21 protein-coding genes are annotated in these 20,868 nt (G+C 53.2%); 6 read left to right on the forward strand and 15 right to left on the reverse strand.

What is annotated here, in order from left to right; translation table 11 throughout:
• Positions 1-36 precede the first annotated feature (36 nt).
• Both diaA and dolP read left to right on the forward strand, forming a co-directional pair.
• Entirely contained in the window at positions 37-627 is a 591-nt protein-coding gene (diaA, locus tag ACLJXE_RS10335) for a DnaA initiator-associating protein DiaA (protein WP_003024948.1), read from the forward strand.
• A gap of 9 nt (positions 628-636) precedes the next feature.
• Positions 637-1,212, forward strand: a complete 576-nt coding sequence (dolP, locus tag ACLJXE_RS10340) for a division/outer membrane stress-associated lipid-binding lipoprotein (protein WP_048213381.1) — start codon at positions 637-639, stop codon at positions 1,210-1,212.
• Positions 1,213-1,241: 29 nt separating this feature from the next.
• Here the strand turns inward: dolP and ACLJXE_RS10345 are convergent, their stop codons facing one another.
• Both ACLJXE_RS10345 and ACLJXE_RS10350 read right to left on the reverse strand, forming a co-directional pair.
• A complete protein-coding gene (locus ACLJXE_RS10345) occupies positions 1,242-1,877 on the reverse strand; it encodes an NAD(P)H-binding protein (protein WP_410750808.1) in 636 nt (211 codons plus the stop codon).
• Positions 1,878-1,915: 38 nt separating this feature from the next.
• Positions 1,916-2,344: a YhbP family protein gene (locus ACLJXE_RS10350; protein ID WP_286629399.1), complete on the reverse strand. Its 429-nt coding sequence runs from the start codon at positions 2,342-2,344 to the stop codon at positions 1,916-1,918.
• A 37-nt stretch (positions 2,345-2,381) separates the two neighbouring features.
• Between ACLJXE_RS10350 and ACLJXE_RS10355 the strand changes: the two genes are divergently transcribed.
• Positions 2,382-2,687 carry a GIY-YIG nuclease family protein gene (locus ACLJXE_RS10355; RefSeq protein ID WP_286629398.1) on the forward strand — a complete coding sequence of 102 codons (306 nt, stop codon included), beginning with the start codon at positions 2,382-2,384 and terminating at the stop codon, positions 2,685-2,687.
• On the opposite strand, the gene ACLJXE_RS10360 is transcribed toward ACLJXE_RS10355, so the two are convergent.
• Both ACLJXE_RS10360 and ACLJXE_RS10365 read right to left on the reverse strand, forming a co-directional pair.
• Entirely contained in the window at positions 2,684-3,187 is a 504-nt protein-coding gene (locus tag ACLJXE_RS10360) for a GNAT family N-acetyltransferase (protein ID WP_137382408.1), read from the reverse strand. The genes ACLJXE_RS10355 and ACLJXE_RS10360 overlap by 4 nt on opposite strands.
• On the reverse strand, positions 3,181-3,705 hold the full coding sequence (locus ACLJXE_RS10365; RefSeq protein WP_137382409.1) for an SCP2 domain-containing protein: 525 nt from the start codon (positions 3,703-3,705) through the stop codon (positions 3,181-3,183). Before ACLJXE_RS10365 ends, ACLJXE_RS10360 begins: the two co-directional genes overlap by 7 nt.
• Positions 3,706-3,924: 219 nt before the next feature.
• Here ACLJXE_RS10365 and ACLJXE_RS10370 point away from each other — a divergent pair, with 219 nt between their 5' ends.
• The 3 genes from ACLJXE_RS10370 to ACLJXE_RS10380 all read left to right on the forward strand — a co-directional run bounded on the left by ACLJXE_RS10370 (position 3,925) and on the right by ACLJXE_RS10380 (position 6,895).
• Complete coding sequence (locus ACLJXE_RS10370; protein ID WP_286629397.1) at positions 3,925-4,920, forward strand: peptidase U32 family protein; 996 nt, start codon at positions 3,925-3,927, stop codon at positions 4,918-4,920.
• A gap of 8 nt (positions 4,921-4,928) precedes the next feature.
• Positions 4,929-5,807, forward strand: a complete 879-nt coding sequence (locus ACLJXE_RS10375) for a U32 family peptidase (protein ID WP_286629396.1) — start codon at positions 4,929-4,931, stop codon at positions 5,805-5,807.
• A gap of 80 nt (positions 5,808-5,887) precedes the next feature.
• Positions 5,888-6,895 carry a luciferase-like monooxygenase gene (locus ACLJXE_RS10380; protein ID WP_410750809.1) on the forward strand — a complete coding sequence of 336 codons (1,008 nt, stop codon included), beginning with the start codon at positions 5,888-5,890 and terminating at the stop codon, positions 6,893-6,895.
• A 90-nt stretch (positions 6,896-6,985) separates the two neighbouring features.
• Here the strand turns inward: ACLJXE_RS10380 and mtr are convergent, their stop codons facing one another.
• The 11 genes from mtr to rimP all read right to left on the reverse strand — a co-directional run bounded on the left by mtr (position 6,986) and on the right by rimP (position 20,664).
• Complete coding sequence (mtr, locus tag ACLJXE_RS10385; RefSeq protein WP_286629394.1) at positions 6,986-8,230, reverse strand: tryptophan permease; 1,245 nt, start codon at positions 8,228-8,230, stop codon at positions 6,986-6,988.
• A gap of 153 nt (positions 8,231-8,383) precedes the next feature.
• Complete coding sequence (locus tag ACLJXE_RS10390) at positions 8,384-10,312, reverse strand: DEAD/DEAH family ATP-dependent RNA helicase (protein ID WP_286629393.1); 1,929 nt, start codon at positions 10,310-10,312, stop codon at positions 8,384-8,386.
• Positions 10,305-10,385 carry a protein YrbN gene (gene yrbN, locus ACLJXE_RS10395; protein ID WP_010723222.1) on the reverse strand — a complete coding sequence of 27 codons (81 nt, stop codon included), beginning with the start codon at positions 10,383-10,385 and terminating at the stop codon, positions 10,305-10,307. The genes ACLJXE_RS10390 and yrbN overlap by 8 nt, the downstream gene beginning before the upstream one ends.
• 105 nt (positions 10,386-10,490) lie before the next feature.
• Complete coding sequence (nlpI, locus tag ACLJXE_RS10400) at positions 10,491-11,375, reverse strand: lipoprotein NlpI (protein ID WP_003024982.1); 885 nt, start codon at positions 11,373-11,375, stop codon at positions 10,491-10,493.
• A gap of 109 nt (positions 11,376-11,484) precedes the next feature.
• Positions 11,485-13,620, reverse strand: a complete 2,136-nt coding sequence (pnp, locus tag ACLJXE_RS10405) for a polyribonucleotide nucleotidyltransferase (RefSeq protein ID WP_286629392.1) — start codon at positions 13,618-13,620, stop codon at positions 11,485-11,487.
• 248 nt (positions 13,621-13,868) lie between these two features.
• A complete protein-coding gene (gene rpsO, locus ACLJXE_RS10410; protein ID WP_000059465.1) occupies positions 13,869-14,138 on the reverse strand; it encodes a 30S ribosomal protein S15 in 270 nt (89 codons plus the stop codon).
• Positions 14,139-14,411: 273 nt separating this feature from the next.
• Positions 14,412-15,356, reverse strand: a complete 945-nt coding sequence (gene truB, locus ACLJXE_RS10415; protein ID WP_410750810.1) for a tRNA pseudouridine(55) synthase TruB — start codon at positions 15,354-15,356, stop codon at positions 14,412-14,414.
• Positions 15,356-15,760: a 30S ribosome-binding factor RbfA gene (gene rbfA, locus ACLJXE_RS10420; protein WP_003024988.1), complete on the reverse strand. Its 405-nt coding sequence runs from the start codon at positions 15,758-15,760 to the stop codon at positions 15,356-15,358. The genes truB and rbfA overlap by 1 nt, the downstream gene beginning before the upstream one ends.
• A 220-nt stretch (positions 15,761-15,980) precedes the next feature.
• Entirely contained in the window at positions 15,981-18,671 is a 2,691-nt protein-coding gene (gene infB, locus ACLJXE_RS10425) for a translation initiation factor IF-2 (protein ID WP_286629390.1), read from the reverse strand.
• A gap of 24 nt (positions 18,672-18,695) precedes the next feature.
• Complete coding sequence (gene nusA / locus ACLJXE_RS10430) at positions 18,696-20,183, reverse strand: transcription termination factor NusA (protein ID WP_260861734.1); 1,488 nt, start codon at positions 20,181-20,183, stop codon at positions 18,696-18,698.
• Positions 20,184-20,211: 28 nt separating this feature from the next.
• On the reverse strand, positions 20,212-20,664 hold the full coding sequence (gene rimP, locus ACLJXE_RS10435; RefSeq protein ID WP_003024996.1) for a ribosome maturation factor RimP: 453 nt from the start codon (positions 20,662-20,664) through the stop codon (positions 20,212-20,214).
• Positions 20,665-20,868 lie beyond the last annotated feature (204 nt).

The following is a 20,868-nucleotide window of genomic DNA, read 5'->3' on the forward strand; positions in this document are numbered from 1 at the left end:
AAAATAACCTGACGTGCCTGGTACTTAAGGATTAGCGTGTTAGACAGAATCAAAGTCTGCTTTACAGAAAGCATTCAAACTCAGATAGCTGCGGCTGAAGCACTCCCGGATGCGATCTCCCGTGCAGCCATGACGCTGGTTCAGTCCCTGCTCAATGGCAACAAAATTCTCTGTTGTGGTAATGGGACATCCGCTGCCAACGCACAGCATTTTGCTGCCAGCATGATCAACCGTTTTGAAACAGAGCGACCCAGTTTACCTGCGATTGCACTAAATACTGATAATGTGGTCTTAACTGCGATTGCCAACGATCGCCTGCACGACGAAGTTTATGCAAAACAAGTCCGTGCGCTGGGACATGCAGGTGATGTTCTGTTGGCAATTTCTACGCGTGGTAATAGCCGCGATATCGTAAAAGCCGTTGAAGCAGCCGTTACGCGCGACATGACGATCGTTGCGTTGACCGGTTATGACGGAGGGGAACTGGCCGGATTGTTGGGGCCACAGGACGTTGAAATCCGCATCCCTTCACACCACAGCGCCCGCGTTCAGGAAATGCATATGCTGACGGTCAATTGCCTTTGCGATCTCATTGATAACACGCTTTTCCCTCACCAGGATGATTAAGGAGTACACATGAAGGCATTTTCGCCGCTCGCCGTCGTTCTCTCAGCGTTGCTGTTGCAAGGCTGTGTAGCTGCCGCCGTTGTCGGAACAGCAGCTGTCGGGACGAAAGCAGCAACGGATCCTCGCAGTGTCGGCACCCAGGTAGATGATGGGACCCTGGAATTACGCGTCAATACGGCGTTGTCGAAAGATGCCCAGATCAAGAAAGAAGCGCGCATCAACGTGAGCGCATATCAGGGCAAAGTCCTGCTGGTCGGCCAGTCGCCGAATAGTGAACTCTCTGCACGAGCAAAACAAATTGCAATGGGTGTGGAGGGCACAACGGAAGTCTTTAATGAGATCCGTCAGGGCCAACCTATCGGCCTGGGCGATGCGTCCAACGATACCTGGATCACCACCAAAGTGCGCTCCCAGTTGCTAACCAGCGATCAGGTTAAATCGTCAAACGTTAAAGTCACCACCGAGAATGGAGAAGTCTTCCTGCTGGGTCTGGTGACTGAGCGCGAAGCGAAAGCGGCAGCGGATATCGCCAGCCGGGTAAGCGGCGTGAAACGCGTCACCACCGCCTTTACGTTCATCAAGTAGCCTATTAATAGCCCGGTTGATTAGCCGGGCTATTTCGCCCTCTCCCGAAGCGCTGAGGACGTGAGGATTGAAACGCCTTCATGATCCGGCGACATCGCTTCCGCCAGCATTGCCCGCGCGACATCACGCGCCTCAATGGACTTCCAGTTTCCCGGTAGCAGCTTGAATAACGGCGCAAAAAGCCTTTCGTTCATTCGCTGTTGTTCCCTGTCACCCAGCAACATCGAAGGCCGGACAATCGTTAATCGTGGCCATTTCTGAGCGATCAGCGCCTGCTCCATTTCCCCTTTCACCCGATTATAAAAAAACGGCGAATGCGCATTGGCGCCCATCGAACTCACCACCAGCATATGCTGGGCACCCAGCCGACGCCCTGTCAGGGCGGTGTCCACCACCAGCGTATAATCCGCATGGATAAACGCCTCTTTGCTACCCGCTTCACGTCGGGTCGTACCCAGGCAGCAAAAAACAATATCGACCGGGTCAGTAACTTGCGCCAGCGCATCACTTAACTGTGGATCGTGCGGATTATAGACCCCGACCGTATCTGCCAATGGTCGTCGTGTCGGTGCGGTGATAGCATGGATTCGGGGTTCATTCAGCAACATCCGCAGCAAATTTCCGCCCACCAGCCCAGTGGCACCTGTTATTAACACCTGGCTCATTACTTTTCCGTCCCCCGCACCCTCAATCGATCTTCTAACTATAGATCACGCAGCCAGAGCATCTTCTTGCCAAAGCCCAGCGTATTGTCAGTGAACTTGATTTCATCCAGCCGAATCTCCCACACGGGCGCTGACAGCATCCTGGCGACAGGGAAACGATGGTTATACGCTTTACGCGCAGCGTCGCTCTCTTCTCCCTCCAGGCGGCGGATTTCCCCTTTGAACTGAACGCCGCGAATCAGCGCGACCGTTTTAGGCTGACCGTTTACCGTTCCGGCAACGGACGCACGCGGGCCAGACATCTGTGCATGGCGGGTCTTCTCTTCGGTGAGCACATAGAACGCAACCTTTTGCGCATCAAACAGATAAAACGCATTGGCGCACCACAATTCACCGTCATGGTGTACACACCAGGTCACGACGTGCTGCTTTGCCAGCCAACGCGTCACCGCAGTCAGTGTTTCCATTTCTGTTCTCTTTTATACTGTAGGACTGAAAATTATCATGTCGATGGTAACAATGACACCCTGGTATCTGTATCTGATCCGTACCGCAGACAATGCCCTGTACACCGGAATAACCACCGATGTACAACGCCGCTATCAGCAGCATCAGAGCGGAAAAGGTGCGAAAGCGCTACGCGGGAAGGGAGAGCTCACTCTGGCATTTGCGGCACAAGTCGGCGATCGCTCGCTGGCCCTGCGCATAGAGTATCGGGTCAAGCAGCTTACAAAACGCCAGAAAGAGCGCCTTGTGGAAGGTGAAGGGTTTGAGACTCTACTGAGGAGCCTGCAAACCCCCGACACTTAAAAGCGGTTGAAATGGTCGTGATATTCCACCAGGCCAGATACGCCCTCCAGCGCATCTTCCGCCAGGCGATGCACCTGGAAGGCACTTTCTGTACCCGGCCAGCGGCAACGCAGGTCGTGATGAGCCGCCAGTTCGAAGCCCAGGCGACTGTACAATGCCGGATCGCCCAGGGTGACCACCGCGGCGTAGCCAAACTCGTTAAGAGAATCCAGCCCTTCATAAACCAGCTGACGCGCCAGGCCTTGCCCACGGTAATTTTCATCTACCGCTAACGGTGCCATGCCGACCCACTGCAGATCTTCACCCTGCACATCAACAGGGCTGAATGCGACGTAGCCCACTACCTGACCTTCATCATCGGTAGCAACCAGACCCAGCGTTAAGAAACCGTCTTCGCGCAGGTCGTGCACTAACTTCGCTTCCGCATCGCTTTCAAATGAACGACGCAGCAGCGCATCAATACCTGGGGCATCAATGGGAATTTCAACTCGAATCAGCATGCTTCACCTACCGAGGTCTGTTTGGTTTCTGGCGACGTTTTCATACCCGCCTCAACAAAATCCGCCAACTGCAGCAGCATGACACGTAATGCTTTCGGCATCTGCTCCAGTTCGATGGCGTCCATCAGATTTTTAACATACAGCCCTAATTCTGTATCACCTTCGATCACCAGGCGACGCTGGAAGAAAAGCGTATCTGGATCCTGCTTACGCGCCGCGATCATCAGAAGATCGCTGGCATCGGCGCTAAAACTCACATCAGCATCTGCGCTCTCACTGACGATAAGCTTGCCGTTCTCTACTGAGGTATACCATCTGAGGCCAATATCGCGCACATGAATGCTCAGCCAGCGACCGTCGAGAAACTCCAGCTCCCCATCGGCCAGCGCCTGACTAAACTGCCAGCTCAGGACCTGCTCCAGAACCTGGCGCTTCAGCGCAAAGGGCGTCAGTTTAACCGGTACACTCATCAGAGAAGGACCTAAATGTACTAAGCGTGAACGCAGTTTATCCAACACGAGCTTTACTCCCTGTTTCAATAGTCCTGCTATTTTGCCATATCAAATAAACGACATAGCGGCATAAATCAACAATTCAATACGAAATTGTTACCTCTTTATTGGTGATACCAATACAACTTTAACTGCCTCAAATCAAAAATTGTCTCAGCAAGGTTAACTAAAATCCCTCTTCGTTAACATTTTTGCGCCCAGGCGGCGTAACTTTCAGGATAAATTATGGAGCTGCTCTGCCCTGCCGGAAATCTCCCGGCGCTTAAGGCGGCCATCGAGAACGGCGCTGATGCTGTGTACATCGGGCTAAAAGATGATACCAACGCCCGTCATTTCGCCGGCCTTAATTTTACCGAGAAAAAATTGCAGGAAGCGGTGAGTTTCGTCCATCAGCATCGCCGTAAACTGCACATCGCCATTAACACTTTTGCCCACCCGGATGGTTACGCTCGCTGGCAGCGTGCTGTGGATATGGCGGCACAACTGGGTGCGGATGCGCTGATCCTCGCCGATCTCGCCATGCTTGAGTATGCCGCAGAGCGCTATCCACATATTGAGCGCCATGTCTCTGTTCAGGCATCGGCAACCAATGAAGAGGCGGTAAATTTTTATCACCGCAATTTTGACGTCGCGCGCGTGGTACTGCCGCGCGTGCTGTCCATTCATCAGGTGAAACAACTCGCGCGTGTGACGCCGGTTCCGTTAGAAGTGTTTGCCTTCGGCAGCCTGTGCATTATGGCGGAAGGCCGCTGCTATCTTTCGTCTTACCTGACAGGTGAATCTCCCAACACCGTCGGCGCCTGCTCTCCCGCCCGCTTTGTGCGCTGGCAGCAGACCGCGCAGGGTCTGGAATCTCGCCTGAACGAGGTGCTGATCGATCGCTATCAGGATGGCGAAAACGCTGGGTATCCAACGCTGTGTAAAGGGCGTTATCTGGTAGATGGCGAGCGCTACCACGCGCTGGAAGAACCCACCAGCCTGAATACGCTCGAACTGCTGCCAGAACTGCTGGCCGCCAATATTGCCTCGGTGAAAATCGAAGGTCGCCAGCGTAGCCCGGCCTATGTCAGCCAGGTAGCGAAAGTCTGGCGTCAGGCGATCGACCGCTGCAAAGCCTCCCCGCAGAACTTCGTTCCACAGCCTGAATGGATGGAAACGTTGGGCTCCATGTCCGAAGGCACGCAGACCACGCTTGGTGCGTATCACCGTAAATGGCAGTGAGAAAAGCAATGAAATATTCATTAGGGCCGGTGCTCTACTACTGGTCGAAAGAGACGCTGGAAGACTTTTATCAGCAGGCCGCGACCAGCCAGGCCGACGTTATCTATCTGGGCGAAGCGGTGTGCAGCAAGCGCCGTGCGACCAAAGTAGGTGACTGGCTCGATATGGCGAAATCTCTCGCCGGCAGCGGCAAACAGGTGGTGCTCTCTACGCTGGCGCTGGTGCAGGCCTCCTCAGAACTGGGAGAACTGAAGCGCTATGTGGAAAACGGTGACTTCCTGCTGGAAGCCAGCGACCTCGGCGTGGTGAACATGTGCGCCGAGCGTAAGCTGCCATTCGTCGCCGGGCACGCGCTCAACTGCTACAACGCCGTGACGCTGCGTATTCTGCTCAAGCAAGGCATGGTGCGCTGGTGTATGCCGGTTGAGTTGTCGCGCGACTGGTTGGTGAACCTGCTCAACCAGTGTGACGAACTGGGTATTCGCAATCAGTTTGAAACCGAAGTTCTGAGCTACGGGCATCTGCCGCTGGCCTACTCTGCCCGCTGCTTTACCGCACGCTCCGAAGATAAGCCTAAAGACGAGTGCGAAACCTGCTGCATCAAATACCCCAACGGGCGTGATGTTCTGTCGCAGGAGAATCAGCAGGTCTTTGTCCTCAACGGTATTCAGACCATGAGCGGCTACGTCTACAACCTCGGTAACGAGCTAACGTCCATGCAGGGGCTGGTTGATATTGTGCGCCTTTCCCCACTGGGAACCGAGACATTCGCCATGCTGGATGCCTTCCGTGCCAACGAGAATGGCAGTGCCCCGTTACCACTTGCCTCCCACAGTGACTGCAACGGCTACTGGAAGCGTCTGGCCGGGCTGGAGCTGCAGATGTGATTAATAGCTCACTTTGTTAACAACACTCGCTAATCTTTAATGCAATATTAAAAGATTAACCGGTAACAAAGTGAGCCGTTATGACTGACAAAACCATTCCGTTCTCGGTGCTGGATCTCGCGCCGATCCCTCAGGGTTCCTCCGCGCGAGAAGCCTTCTCCCATTCGCTCGAACTCGCACAGCTCGCTGAAAAACGCGGCTACCACCGCTACTGGCTGGCAGAACATCACAATATGACCGGCATCGCCAGCGCGGCGACCTCGGTGTTGTTAGGCTTTCTGGCGGCCAATACCACCACCCTGCATCTGGGATCCGGTGGCGTCATGCTCCCAAACCATTCGCCGCTGGTGATTGCGGAGCAGTTCGGCACGCTGAATACGCTGTATCCGGGGCGGATTGACCTCGGGCTGGGTCGTGCGCCGGGCAGCGATCAACCCACCATGCGCGCACTGCGTCGCCATATGAGTGGCGATATTGATAACTTCCCCCGCGATGTGACAGAGCTAGTGGACTGGTTTGACGCCCGTGACCCAAATCCACAGGTACGCCCGGTTCCTGGCTATGGTGAGCAAATCCCGGTCTGGCTGTTAGGCTCCAGTTTGTACAGTGCACAGCTGGCAGCCCAGCTTGGCCTGCCGTTTGCCTTCGCCTCACACTTCGCACCGGATATGCTGCACCAGGCGCTACATCTCTATCGCACCCAGTTCAAACCCTCCGCACGTCTGGCCACGCCGTATGCGATGGTGTGTATCAATATCATCGCTGCCGACAGCAATCGCGATGCTGATTTTCTCTTCACCTCAATGCAGCAGGCGTTTATGAAACTGCGTCGGGGAGAAACGGGGCAACTCCCGCCGCCGGTGGAGAATATGCATCAGCTGTGGTCAGCATCCGAGCAGTATGGCGTACAGCAGGCGTTAAGCATGTCGTTGGTCGGTGATAAAGCGAAAGTGCGTCACGGACTGGAATCAATTCTGCGTGAAACCCAGGCCGATGAAATTATGGTTAACGGGCAGATTTTTGACCATCAGGCACGTCTGCATTCGTTTGAGCTGGCGATGCAGGTGAAAGAAGAGTTAGTGGGATAGTGCATTGTTTTGCCCGGTGGCGCTTCGCTTACCGGGCCTACAGAATCAAGTAGGCCGGATAAGGAGCCTCCGCCATCCGGCACTAAAACGTTACTGGTACACAGGCAACAGATTCACGCTCGACAGAATATGGATAACTGCGTTGCCAATACCGAATACCAGAATCAGCGCAATCATCGGCTTGCCACCCCAGACGCGGAATTTCGGGCTACCAAAACGCTCACGGGATTTACGTGCCAGCAACGCCGGGACAATTGCGGCCCAGATGGTTGCTGCGAGTCCTGCATAACCAATGGCGTACAGGAAGCCGTTCGGCCACAGCAGGCCCCCCACAATAGGCGGTACAAACGTCAGTAATGCCGTTTTAAAACGTCCCATACCAGAGTCGTCAAAGCCAAACAGATCCGCGAGGTAATCAAACAGCCCCAGCGTCACACCGAGGAACGAACTCGCCACTGCAAAGTTGGAGAACACCACCAGCAGCAAATCCAAACTGCGGCTGTTCAGTACACCGCTCAACGCCTGGACCAGCACATCAATATTACCGCCCTGCTGTGCAATACCGATAAACTCCGGGCGTGGGATATTGCCCATCGTCCCCAACAACCATACGGTATACAGTCCCAGAGCCAGCAACGTACCGTAGACCAGGCACTTAACGATGGTCTTCGGATCTTTACCGTAGTACTTCATCAGGCTCGGGACGTTACCGTGGTAGCCAAACGACGCCAGACAAAACGGCAGCGTCATCAACAGATACGGGGTGTACGATGCGTTGCTTTCCGCTACGTTAAATAATGTGGTCGGCGTGACGTGCCCTAACAGGCTACCGAAAGTCAGGAAAAAGGTAATCACCTTCGCCCCCAGCACAATCGCCGTCATGCGACTGACCGCTTTGGTACTTAGCCACACGACAAACGCCACCAGCAGAGCAAAGCCAAAACCTGCCGCACGCGCCGGAACGTTCAGCGACATCTCCGAGAAAGTGTGGTGCAGAATCGAACCACTCGCCGAAATGTAGGCATAAGTCAGGATATAGAGTACGAAAGCAATGGAAATGCCGTTAACGACGTTCCAGCCTTTACCCAGCAGATCTTTGGTGATGGTATCGAAGCTGGAGCCAATCCGGTAGTTAAGGTTAGCTTCAAGGATCATCAGCCCTGAATGCAACATGCAGAACCAGGTAAAGATCAGTGCAGCCATTGACCAGAAGAACCAGCTACCTGCCATCACCACCGGCAGGGAAAACATTCCCGCGCCAATAATCGTGCCGCCGATGATCACCACGCCGCCGAGCAGCGAAGGTGACGTTTTGGTGGTGGTTAGTGTTGCCATTCAGCCATCTCTCCAGTCATTTATATTGTGACGACATATCAATGCGCCGCACTGTACCAGTACATGAGTACAAAGGAAATAAAAAAAGCCCCAATCATTTCGATCGGGGCTGTATATTTTACTTTACGGTATGGAACCGAAGATTAGCGAGAATTACGCATCACCACCGAAACGACGACGACCCGCGGAGTCATCACGACGCGGAGCAGAAGAATCGTCACGACGTGGACCACGGTTTCCTTCACGACGTTCGCCGCTGAAACGACGACCATCGCCACGACCGCCTTCACGACGTTCGCCGCTAAAGCCACGACCTTCACCACGACCGCCTTCACGACGCTCACCGCTGAAACGGCCACCGCCACGACGCTCACCACCGGTGTGCGGTACTGCATCGCCAACCAGCTGCATGTTCATCGGCTTGTTCAGGATGCGGGTACGAGTAAAGTGTTGCAGCACGTCACCCGGCATACCTTTCGGCAGTTCGATGGTGGAGTGGGAAGCAAACAGCTTGATGTTACCGATATAACGGCTGCTGATATCACCTTCGTTAGCAATCGCGCCAACGATATGACGTACTTCAACACCGTCATCACGACCCACTTCAATACGATACAGCTGCATATCGCCAACGTCACGACGTTCACGACGCGGACGGTCTTCACCACCACGGTCATTGCGATCACGCGGGCCACGATCGTTGCGGTCACGCGGACCACGGTCATCACGGTCGCGGAATTCGCGTTTCGGACGCATCGGCGCATCTGGCGGCAGGATCAGCGGACGTTCGCCCTGAGCCATTTTCAGCAGTGCTGCAGCCAGTGTTTCGATATCCAGCTCTTCTTCCGGCTGCATTTTCGCCAGCAGAGCGCGGTACTGATCCAGATCGCTGCTTTCCAGCTGCTGCTGTACTTTCGCGGCGAATTTTTCCAGACGGCGTTTGCCCAGCAGGTCTGCATTCGGCAGTTCGACTTCCGGAATGGTCAGCTTCATGGTGCGTTCGATGTTACGCAGCAGACGGCGCTCGCGGTTCTCAACGAACAGCAGCGCACGGCCAGCACGACCCGCACGACCGGTACGACCGATACGGTGAACGTAAGACTCAGAGTCCATCGGGATGTCGTAGTTAACAACCAGGCTGATACGTTCAACGTCCAGGCCACGGGCCGCAACGTCGGTTGCGATCAGAATATCCAGACGGCCATCTTTCAGACGCTCCAGAGTCTGCTCACGCAGGGACTGGTTCATGTCGCCGTTCAGTGCAGCACTGCTATAGCCGCTACGTTCCAACGCTTCTGCCACTTCCAGGGTCGCGTTTTTGGTACGAACGAAGATAATCGCCGCATCAAAATCTTCTGCTTCCAGGAAACGCACCAGCGCTTCATTTTTACGCATGCCCCATACAGTCCAGTAGCTCTGGCTGATGTCAGGACGCGTGGTAACGCTGGACTGAATACGGACTTCCTGCGGCTCTTTCATAAAGCGGCGGGTAATACGACGAATCGCTTCCGGCATGGTAGCAGAGAACAGAGCAGTCTGATGACCTTCCGGGATCTGCGCCATAATCGTTTCGACGTCTTCGATGAAGCCCATACGCAGCATTTCATCAGCTTCGTCCAGCACCAGACCACTCAGTTTGGAGAGGTCCAGAGTACCGCGCTTCAGGTGATCCAGCAGACGGCCCGGCGTACCGACGACGATCTGTGGTCCCTGACGCAGGGCACGTAATTGCACGTCATAACGCTGGCCGCCGTACAGGGCAACCACGTTCACGCCGCGCATATGTTTAGAAAATTCCGTCATGGCTTCTGCAACCTGAACCGCCAGTTCGCGGGTCGGTGCCAGCACCAGAATCTGAGGTGCCTTCAGCTCAGGATCAAGATTGTTGAGCAGCGGTAAGGAAAACGCTGCAGTTTTGCCGCTACCTGTCTGGGCCATACCCAGAACATCGCGACCGCCCAGCAGATGCGGAATGCACTCTGCCTGGATTGGAGATGGTTTTTCGTAACCCAGATCGTTAAGGGCTTCAAGGATAGGAGCCTTCAGGCCCAGATCTGCAAAAGTGGTTTCGAATTCAGCCATGTAGTACGTGTGCCTCAAAATTAATGGCGGCCAGTCTACATAACTCATCATGAAATTGATCTGCAATTTTCATTGAAAAGTGTGAACCGGCTCAAAGTAGGTGTATTAACGAACAACAACGCCCTCACCCGTGAAGGTGATGGCAATCAAAAAGATTACGGGCTGATGTGTACGTCAGCTATTGCTGGTCCGATTCTGCCAGGTCATCTTGGTCCTGGCCCAGGAGCGATAATTCCAACAATGCGTATCGGTGCTCAACAAAGTTATGAACGTTGTTAGCCACCGCCAGTTTGAACAATGCCGTAGCGTTGTCCAAATCCCCCAGACTTAGGTAGTACTTACCTAAATAGAAGTTGGTTTCACTGAGATGCTCAGCGAGCGAGGTGTTATCCGTTGCGTCCGCCTTCAGGCGTTCCATCAGCGTTGCTTCGCTAATGTTGCCCAGGTAGAACTCGACAATGTTCCATCCCCATTGCTCTTTATCCGATTTTTCGAAACGTTGCTTTAACGCTTCTTTAGCCTGCTTCTCATCGAGCTTCTGCTCGGCGAGATAAAGCCACAGACTGCGGAAAGGATCATTGGGATCGTCTTGATAAAACGCCAGCAGATCATCTTGCGCTAACTTGTCACGACCGCCGTAATACAATGCGATACCGCGATTCAAGTGCGCGTAGTTGTAAGTTGGATCAAGCTCAAGTACAGAATCAAACGCTTCATAGGCAGCATCAAAATTGCCTGCCTGCGTTAAATATATACCTAAGTAATTGAATACTTCAGGCATATCTGGTCGGATAGCCAGCGCTTGTGAAAAATCATTTCGCGCCAGTGCCCTCAGACCGAGACTATCATACAACACTCCGCGCTCATATAAAAGCTGTGCGCGTTCGTCATCGGTTAAAGCCCGACTGGCAAGAATTTGTTCCATACGTGCCAGAATCACTTCCTGCTGCAAAGTCGGTTGCAGTGGTACTGCGAGGACTTCACTCTTACGCCAGGCGGAATTACTGCATCCAGCCAGCGTGAGTGCTGTCGCAACGAAACACCAGCGCAAAAAAGGCTTCATTTCCCACTCCCGAAGACAACGATTGAATGAACGTCCAGGTTCCCCGGTTGCTAACAAGGCGTCCTGCCGGGTTAAAAGCCCTCCGCTTTCACGGAGGGCAATGGCAACCTTACTCGCCTTGTTGGCTTACCGGAGCTTCCGGTTCGCCTGCAGGCTGAGACTGCTCAGTTGCTTCTTTAATGCTCAGACGTACACGGCCCTGGCGATCAACTTCCAGTACTTTGACCGGTACTTCCTGGCCCATCTGCAGGTAATCGGTCACTTTCTCAACGCGCTTGTCAGCGATCTGAGAGATGTGCACCAGACCTTCTTTACCGCCACCGATGGCAACGAATGCGCCAAAGTCAACGATACGGGTCACTTTACCGTTGTAGATACGACCTACTTCGATTTCAGCGGTGATTTCTTCGATACGACGAATAGCATATTTCGCTTTCTCGCCGTCAGTCGCAGCAATCTTCACAGTACCATCATCTTCGATTTCAATGGTGGTGCCAGTTTCTTCGGTCAGGGCACGGATAACAGAACCGCCTTTACCGATAACGTCTTTGATCTTGTCCGGGCTGATCTTGATGGTATGGATACGCGGAGCAAATTCAGAGATATCGCCGCGCGGCGCGTTGATCGCCTGTTCCATCACACCCAGGATGTGCAGACGTGCACCTTTAGCCTGGTTCAAAGCAACCTGCATGATCTCTTTGGTGATACCTTCAATTTTGATATCCATCTGCAGTGCAGAGATACCGTCGCGGGAACCCGCCACTTTGAAGTCCATATCGCCGAGGTGGTCTTCGTCGCCCAGGATGTCAGACAGAACAACAAAGTTGTCCCCTTCCTTCACCAGACCCATCGCGATACCCGCAACAGCCGCTTTGATCGGCACGCCTGCATCCATCAGCGCCAGGGAAGCACCACATACGGAAGCCATGGAAGAAGAACCGTTAGATTCAGTAATTTCAGAAACAACACGAACGGTGTACGGGAATTTATCCAGTTCCGGCATCACTGCCAGTACGCCACGCTTCGCCAGACGGCCGTGACCAATTTCACGACGCTTCGGAGAACCGACCATACCGGTTTCACCTACACAGTACGGAGGGAAGTTGTAGTGGAACAGGAAGTTGTCGGTACGCTCGCCCATCAGTTCGTCGAGGTTCTGTGCATCACGGGTAGTACCCAGCGTTGCGGTAACCAGCGCCTGAGTTTCACCACGGGTGAACAGTGCGGAACCGTGAGTACGCGGCAGAACGCCAGTACGCACGTCCAGACCACGGATCATGTCTTTTTCGCGGCCATCAATACGCGGCTCACCGGCCAGTACGCGGCTACGAACAACGTTTTTCTCGATAGCGTGCAGGATTTCACCCAGCTCGTTAGCGTCCAGGGTTTCATCTTCTGCAGTAAGCTGCGCGATGGTTTCAGATTTGATCACGTCAACCTGAGCATAACGCTCTTGTTTGTCAGTGATACGGTAAGCATCGCTCAGGCGCGCTTCTGCCAGTGCAGCAACACGCGCGTTCAGCGCTTCGTTAACCGCTTCTGGCTGCCAGTCCCAACGTGGTTTGCCCGCTTCTTTAGCCAGCTCGTTGATCGCCTGGATAACAACCTGCTGCTGTTCGTGACCGAATACCACAGCACCCAGCATCTGGTCTTCGCTCAGCAGTTCAGCTTCAGATTCAACCATCAATACGGCAGCTTCGGTACCGGCAACAACCAGATCCAGTTTACTTTCTTTCAGCTCGTCCTGAGTCGGGTTCAGTACATACTGGTCATTGATATAACCAACACGCGCAGCACCGATCGGGCCGTTGAACGGAATACCAGACAGAGACAGCGCAGCGGATGCACCAATCATCGCTACGATATCCGGGTTAACCTGTGGGTTAACGGAAACGACGGTTGCGATAACCTGAACTTCGTTAACGAAGCCTTCCGGGAACAGCGGACGAACCGGGCGGTCAATCAGACGCGCGATCAAGGTTTCGCCTTCGCTTGGACGGCCTTCACGACGGAAGAAGCTACCAGGGATACGACCAGCAGCGTAGGTACGCTCCTGATAGTTAACGGTCAGCGGGAAAAAGTCCTGGCCTGGTTTCGCTTTTTTCTGGCCAACAACGGTAACGAATACCGCAGTGTCATCCATGCTAACCATAACAGCGGCAGTCGCCTGACGCGCCATCATGCCGGTTTCCAGCGTAACGGTATGCTGACCGTACTGGAATTTACGAACGATCGGATTAAGCAAAATAATATCCTTTCTCTATTTTTTTGACGGCACATTTATGCGCCATCGTTAATACCCGACCTTCTGCGCATCCTCGCGACTAATGACAACCCTAACCCATACGCATTGGGTAAAGCCTCTCATTAGCCGCGCGAACCTCTGCAACGGAAGATCATTCATAGCAACAATACATTAGTTTCCAGCGAATTGCTGCCATCTGCTGGAAAAAAGGGGCCATGAAGGCCCCCTCTTTCTGAAACTCGAAAGAATTAGCGACGCAGACCCAGACGCTCGATCAGCGCGGTGTAGCGTGCAACATCTTTACGTTTCAGGTAGTCGAGCAGTTTACGACGCTGAGAAACCATGCGCAGCAGACCACGACGGCTGTGGTGATCTTTTTTGTGCTCTGCAAAGTGGCCCTGCAGGTGGTTAATCTGTGCAGTCAACAGAGCAACCTGAACATCGGTAGAACCGGTGTCGTTTGCATCACGACCGAACTCAGAAACGATTTTAGCTGTAGCTTCAGTACTTAGAGACATTTTAAAACTCCAAAGTATTAAGAATGAAAGGATGCCGATCTCTAATTCAGCTATCCCAGTGTATACACTTTATCCTTCAAACTGACTCTGCGTTGGCTGCGTCCGCTCACCTCAGTCACTTACCTAAGTAAGCTCCTGAGGATTCTCAGACTTGCCGCCTTGATGCAGCTCGAATGATTTTGTGTATACGCCACGCAGATTGTTAAACAATTCACGCGACGTTAAGCGGCAGTATTCTACTCGCAGCGCCTGCTTATCGCAAGACAGAGAGCGCTATGCAGGATACTCAACCACCAGTCGACGGGGGGCAACCCGACCTTCGTCATCCATTTCCCCCATGCCGATAAATTTGCCGTCATCGCCTTCTGTCACACGCACCAGCCCTTCCAGCGGTACGCCCGACGTGCGCACCGGATTACCATTTTTAAAGTAAACCGATGACGTTAAAGGCAGATTAACCACCGGATAGTCCGATGCCGGACTGTCCATTGGCATCAGCAGCGGATCAAGTAGCTGCGCCGCTGGAATGCTCTGCTGTTCGGCCTGTTCAACCAGGCTGTGCAAATGCTCCAGCGTAACCATACGATCCACCGGGTATTTGCTGACCGTCAGACGGCGCAGATACGTTACGTGTGCACCGCATCCCAGCTTCTCACCCAGATCGTCAATAATAGTACGAATATAGGTACCTTTGGAGCAGTGAACTTCCAGCTCCAGTTCATTCCCTTCGTGGCGAATAAACAGCAGTTCATAAACGGTAATTGGGCGCGCTTCACGCGGCACCTCGATGCCCTGACGAGCATATTCGTACAGCTTCTTGCCCTGATATTTCAGCGCCGAGTACATCGATGGAATTTGCTCAATATCGCCGCGGAAAGTCTCTAGCGCACTCGCAAGCTGTTCCTCAGTAAAGGTCACCGGACGTTCCTGCACGATTTGCCCATCAGCATCAGAGGTATCCGTACGCTGGCCCAGGCGGGCAATCACACGATAACGTTTGTCAGAGTCCAGCAGGTACTGTGAAAATTTCGTTGCTTCACCGAGGCAGACAGGCAGCATGCCTGTCGCCAGCGGATCCAACGCGCCAGTATGACCGGCACGGTTGGCATTGTAGATGCGCTTTACTTTTTGCAGGACGTCATTGCTGGACATGCCCTGAGGTTTGTCCAGCAGCAAAACACCATGAATGTCGCGACCACGACGACGAGGACGACTCATCAGTCCTCCTTGCTGTCGTCCGCAGGGTTCACACGACGTTCATCATCATGCTTCACCACGCTGGTCACCAGGTTGGACATGCGCATCCCTTCGACCAGCGAGTTGTCGTAGAAGAAGGTCAGCTCAGGCACGATACGCAGGCGCATCGCTTTCCCCAGCAGAGAGCGGATGAAACCAGAAGCTTCCTGCAGTGCCTTAATACCATTTTTCACGGCCGCTTCGTCCTGGTCGTTCAGGAACGTCACGAACACTTTGGCATATGCCAGGTCACGAGACATCTCAACGCCGGACACGGTAGTCATCATACCGACTCGAGGATCTTTGATTTCGCGTTGCAGGATGAGCGCGATCTCTTTCTGCATCTCTTGCGCTACACGCTGTGGGCGACCAAATTCTTTCGCCATAATAAATTCTCCAGAATAAAGACAAAAAAGGGGCCATAAGCCCCTTTTTAAATTTCTTGCCGGGTGGCGCTTCGCTTACCCGGCCTACGCCTAATCATCTTCTAAGGATTTGGGGTGGCAACAAGGTGGCAAGCTCGTAAATCCCCGGGAGCATAGATAACTATGTGACCGGGGTGAGCGAGCGCAGCCAACGCCGTTGTGGCCCAAAAGACGACGAAGATTATGCGATGGTACGTTTGATCTCAATAATCTCGAATACTTCGATCATATCGCCAACGCGAACGTCGTTGTAGTTCTTAACGCCGATACCACATTCCATACCGTTACGGACTTCGTTAACGTCATCTTTGAAGCGGCGCAGGGATTCCAGCTCGCCTTCATAGATAACCACGTTGTCGCGCAGAACGCGGATTGGGTTGTGACGTTTAATCGTACCCTCGGTAACCATACAACCTGCGATGGCGCCGAATTTCGGTGATTTGAACACATCACGGACTTCAGCCAGACCGATGATCTGCTGTTTCAGTTCCGGAGACAGCATGCCGCTCATCGCTGCTTTCACTTCGTCGATCAGATGGTAGATGACGGAGTAGTAACGCAGATCCAGGCTTTCAGATTCAATCACTTTACGTGCAGAAGCATCAGCACGGACGTTGAAGCCAACCAGAATCGCGTTGGATGCCGCAGCCAGCGTAGCGTCGGTTTCGGTGATACCACCCACGCCAGAACCGATGATCTTCACTTTGACTTCGTCGGTAGACAGTTTCAGTAAAGAGTCGGAGATCGCTTCTACAGAACCCTGAACGTCAGCCTTCAGTACGATGTTCACTTCGTGAACTTCGCCTTCGGTCATGTTAGCAAACATGTTCTCGAGTTTAGATTTCTGCTGACGAGCCAGTTTAACTTCACGGAATTTGCCCTGACGATACAGCGCAACTTCACGTGCTTTCTTCTCGTCACGAACGACGGTCACTTCATCACCTGCAGCCGGAACACCGGACAGACCGAGGATTTCCACCGGAATGGACGGACCTGCTTCCAGCACTTCCTGACCCAGTTCGTTACGCATCGCACGAACGCGACCGTATTCGAAGCCACACAGTACGATATCGCCTTTGTTCAGGGTACCCTCGCGAACCAGGACGGTAGCAACCGGGCCACGTCCTTTATCCAGGAAGGATTCGATAACCGCACCGCTCGCCATACCTTTACGTACTGCTTTCAGCTCCAGAACCTCGGCCTGCAGCAGGATAGCATCCAGCAGCTCGTCGATACCGGTACCGGCTTTTGCAGAAACATGAACGAACTGGCTCTCGCCGCCCCACTCTTCCGGCATGATGCCATACTGGGACAGTTCATTTTTAACGCGATCTGGGTCTGCTTCTGGTTTATCGATCTTGTTCACTGCAACCACTACTGGCACACCTGCCGCTTTCGCGTGCTGGATAGCCTCGATGGTCTGCGGCATCACGCCGTCGTCTGCAGCAACAACCAGAACCACGATATCCGTTGCCTGAGCACCACGAGCACGCATGGAGGTAAATGCGGCGTGCCCCGGGGTATCCAGGAAGGTGATCATACCGTTACCGGTTTCAACATGATACGCACCGATGTGCTGGGTAATGCCGCCCGCTTCGCCTGAGGCCACTTTCGTAGAACGAATGTAATCCAGCAAAGACGTTTTACCGTGGTCAACGTGGCCCATGATGGTCACAACAGGTGCACGCGGTTCAGCCGCCGCACCAGTGTCACGGTCGCTCATTACCGCTTCTTCCAGTTCGTTTTCACGACGCAGGATAACTTTGTGACCCATCTCTTCGGCAACCAGCTGTGCGGTTTCCTGGTCGATAACCTGGTTGATGGTTGCCATTGCACCCAGTTTCATCATCGCTTTGATGACCTGAGAGCCTTTAACTGCCATCTTGTTCGCCAGATCGCCAACGGTGATGGTTTCGCCGATCACAACGTCACGGTTAACGGCCTGAGCCGGCTTCTGGAAGCCCTGCTGCAGCGCGGAACCTTTACGTTGTTTACCGCCTTTGCCGCCACGAACCGCTGCACGCGCTTCTTCACGGTCAGCTTTAGATTCGGCGTGTTTATTGCCTTTCTTCGCCGGACGCGCAGCTTTCGCACTGCGAGTACGACCACGACCGCCTTCAACTTCACGATCGTTTTCGTCTTCTGCCTGGCGAGCGTGCTGAGAAGTGGTAACGTGATAATCGCTGGTATCTTCAACAGGTTCAGCGTTATTCACACCATTCTTCTCGTTTTCTTCTGCCATACGACGGGCTTCTTCAGCCACACGGCGCGCTTCTTCTTCAAGCTTGCGACGTGCTTCTTCTTCCGCTTTACGCTTCAGTTCTGCGGCTTCGTTTTCACGGCGGGCTTTTTCGGCCTGGGCGGTTTTTGTCATATCGTCGGTCTGTTGATTGCTCACTTTGTCTTTTTCCGCAGCTTCACGTTTCGCTTTATCAGCGGCTTCACGTTTAGCTTGTTCTGCGGCCTCACGTTCGGCTTTTTGTTGCGCCTCGCGTTTGGCAGCTTCTTCTGCCTCACGACGGGCTTGCTCTTCCGCTTCACGCTGCGCCTGCTCTTCCGCGGCAAGGCGTTCAGCCTCTTGCGGATCGCGTTTCACAAAGGTGCGTGTCTTGCGGACTTCGATTTGTACCGATTTACTTTTTCCACCGGTACCTGGAATATTGAGAGTACTGCGCGTTTTACGCTGCAATGTCAACTTATCCGGCGCGGAACCGTTTTCACGGTTCAGGTGCGCCAGCAAGGTTTGTTTCTCTTGTGCGGACACAGAGTCATCAGCAGACTTAGGGATACCTGCATCAGCAAATTGCTGTACCAGGCGATCCACGGAGGTCTGTATCTCTGCAGCCAGCGTTTTTACGGTTACATCTGTCATACTGTTCCTTCCTGCTACAGTTTATTACGCTTCGTCGCCGAACCAGCAAATATTACGGGCAGCCATAATCAGCTCACCGGCTTTCTCGTCGGTTAACCCTTCGATATCAGCCAGATCATCAATGCCCTGTTCAGCGAGATCTTCCAGCGTACAAACACCACGGGCAGCCAGTTTGAAAGCCATATCACGATCCAATCCTTCCAGATTCAGCAGATCGTCAGCCGGTTTGTTATCACCGAGGCTTTCTTCCTGGGCCAGTGCCAGAGTGGTCAGTGCGTTTTTAGCACGCTCGCGCAGCGCTTCAACGGTCTGTTCATCAAGGCCGTCAATTTCCAGCAGTTCTTTCATTGGCACGTAGGCCAGTTCTTCCAGCGTCGCAAAACCTTCTTCAACCAAAACAGTCGCGAAATCTTCATCGATATCGAGATATTTAGTGAAGGTATCGATGGCCGCATGTGCTTCAGCCTGATGCTTAGCCTGCAGATCATCAACGGTCATGACGTTGAGTTCCCAACCGCTCAGTTGTGAAGCCAGGCGGACGTTCTGACCATTACGTCCAATCGCCTGAGCCAGGTTACCGGCTTCAACCGCAATATCCATGGTGTGTTTGTCTTCATCCACCACGATAGAAGCGACGTCTGCTGGCGCCATTGCGTTGATCACGAACTGCGCCGGATTATCATCCCACAGGACAATATCAATACGCTCGCCGCCCAGTTCGGTAGAAACTGCCTGAACACGCGCACCGCGCATACCAACACAGGCACCGACCGGATCGATACGCTTGTCGTTGGTCTTAACTGCGATTTTCGCACGAGAACCCGGATCGCGAGCCGCCGCTTTAATTTCAATCACTTCTTCGCCAATTTCTGGCACTTCAATGCGGAACAGTTCGATCAGCATTTCCGGCTTGGAACGCGTCACAAACAGCTGCGCACCACGCGCTTCCGGGCGCACAGAGTACAGGACACCACGAATACGGTCGCCAGGACGGAAGTTTTCACGCGGCAGCATGTCTTCACGCAGGATCACAGCTTCAGCATTACTGCCCAGATCCAGGGAAATGTTGTCACGGTTGACTTTCTTCACCACACCAGTGACGATTTCGCCTTCGTGTTCACGGAATTGATCGACAACCATCGCACGTTCAGCTTCACGTACTTTCTGTACGATAACCTGTTTCGCGGTCTGAGTAGTGATACGGTCAAAGGTGACAGATTCGATCTGATCTTCAACGTATTCACCCACGTTCAGACTTTCGTCTTCAAAGCGCGCCGCTTCCAGCGTAATTTCTTTCGTTGGCTGAGTGACTTCTTCTACGATAACCCAACGACGGAAGGTATCGAAATCACCGCTTTTACGATCGATCTCTACGCGGACATCGATCTCTTGTTCATATTTTTTCTTTGTTGCTGTAGCCAGTGCACTTTCCAGCGCTTCAAAAATTTTCTCGCGTGGCAGCGCTTTCTCGTTGGATACGGCTTCAACAACAGCCAAAATTTCTTTGTTCATCGCGGGCTTTTCACCTCAATCCAGACTGTTAAAAGTGGGGAACCAGGTTCGCCTTCTGGATATTACTCAGCGCGAACACTTCATCTTTACCTTCGACTGTGACCGTGATCATCTCACCGTCCACCGCTTTGATAACGCCCTGCCATTTACGACGGTTTTGTACCGCCATACGAAGAACCAGCGTGACTTCTTCACCCAGGAAACGCACGTAGTGTTCAGCCGTGAACAGAGGACGGTCGAGACCCGGAGAGGAGACTTCCAGGTTGTAGGCAACAGTGATTGGGTCTTCGACATCCATCACCGCGCTTACCTGATGGCTCACATCAGCACAATCATCAACATTGATGCCATCTTCACTATCAATATAGATGCGCAGTGTGGATGTGCGACCGCGAATAAATTCGATGCCGACCAGCTCGTACCCCAAGGCTTCAACTGGCGCTGTAATCATCTCTGTTAATTTTTGCTCTAATGTGGACAAGCCCACCCCCAAGACATAAAAAAAGGGCCTAAAGCCCAGTTATTCTGTAGTCAGATAACAAAAAACCCCGATAAATCGGGGCTTTAGATAACTGAACCCTATAACCGCACCTGCGGTTCGGAGAACCTTCCGAAAGAATTTTTTTCAAATCCAGCTACGAAGGCCTAAGTCTTCACAGTATATTTGAAAAAGAACTCTAAGGGA

The sequence above is a fragment of the Citrobacter sp. U14242 genome (genome assembly GCF_046555775.1).
In the GTDB taxonomy this organism is placed as follows: Bacteria; Pseudomonadota; Gammaproteobacteria; order Enterobacterales; family Enterobacteriaceae; genus Citrobacter.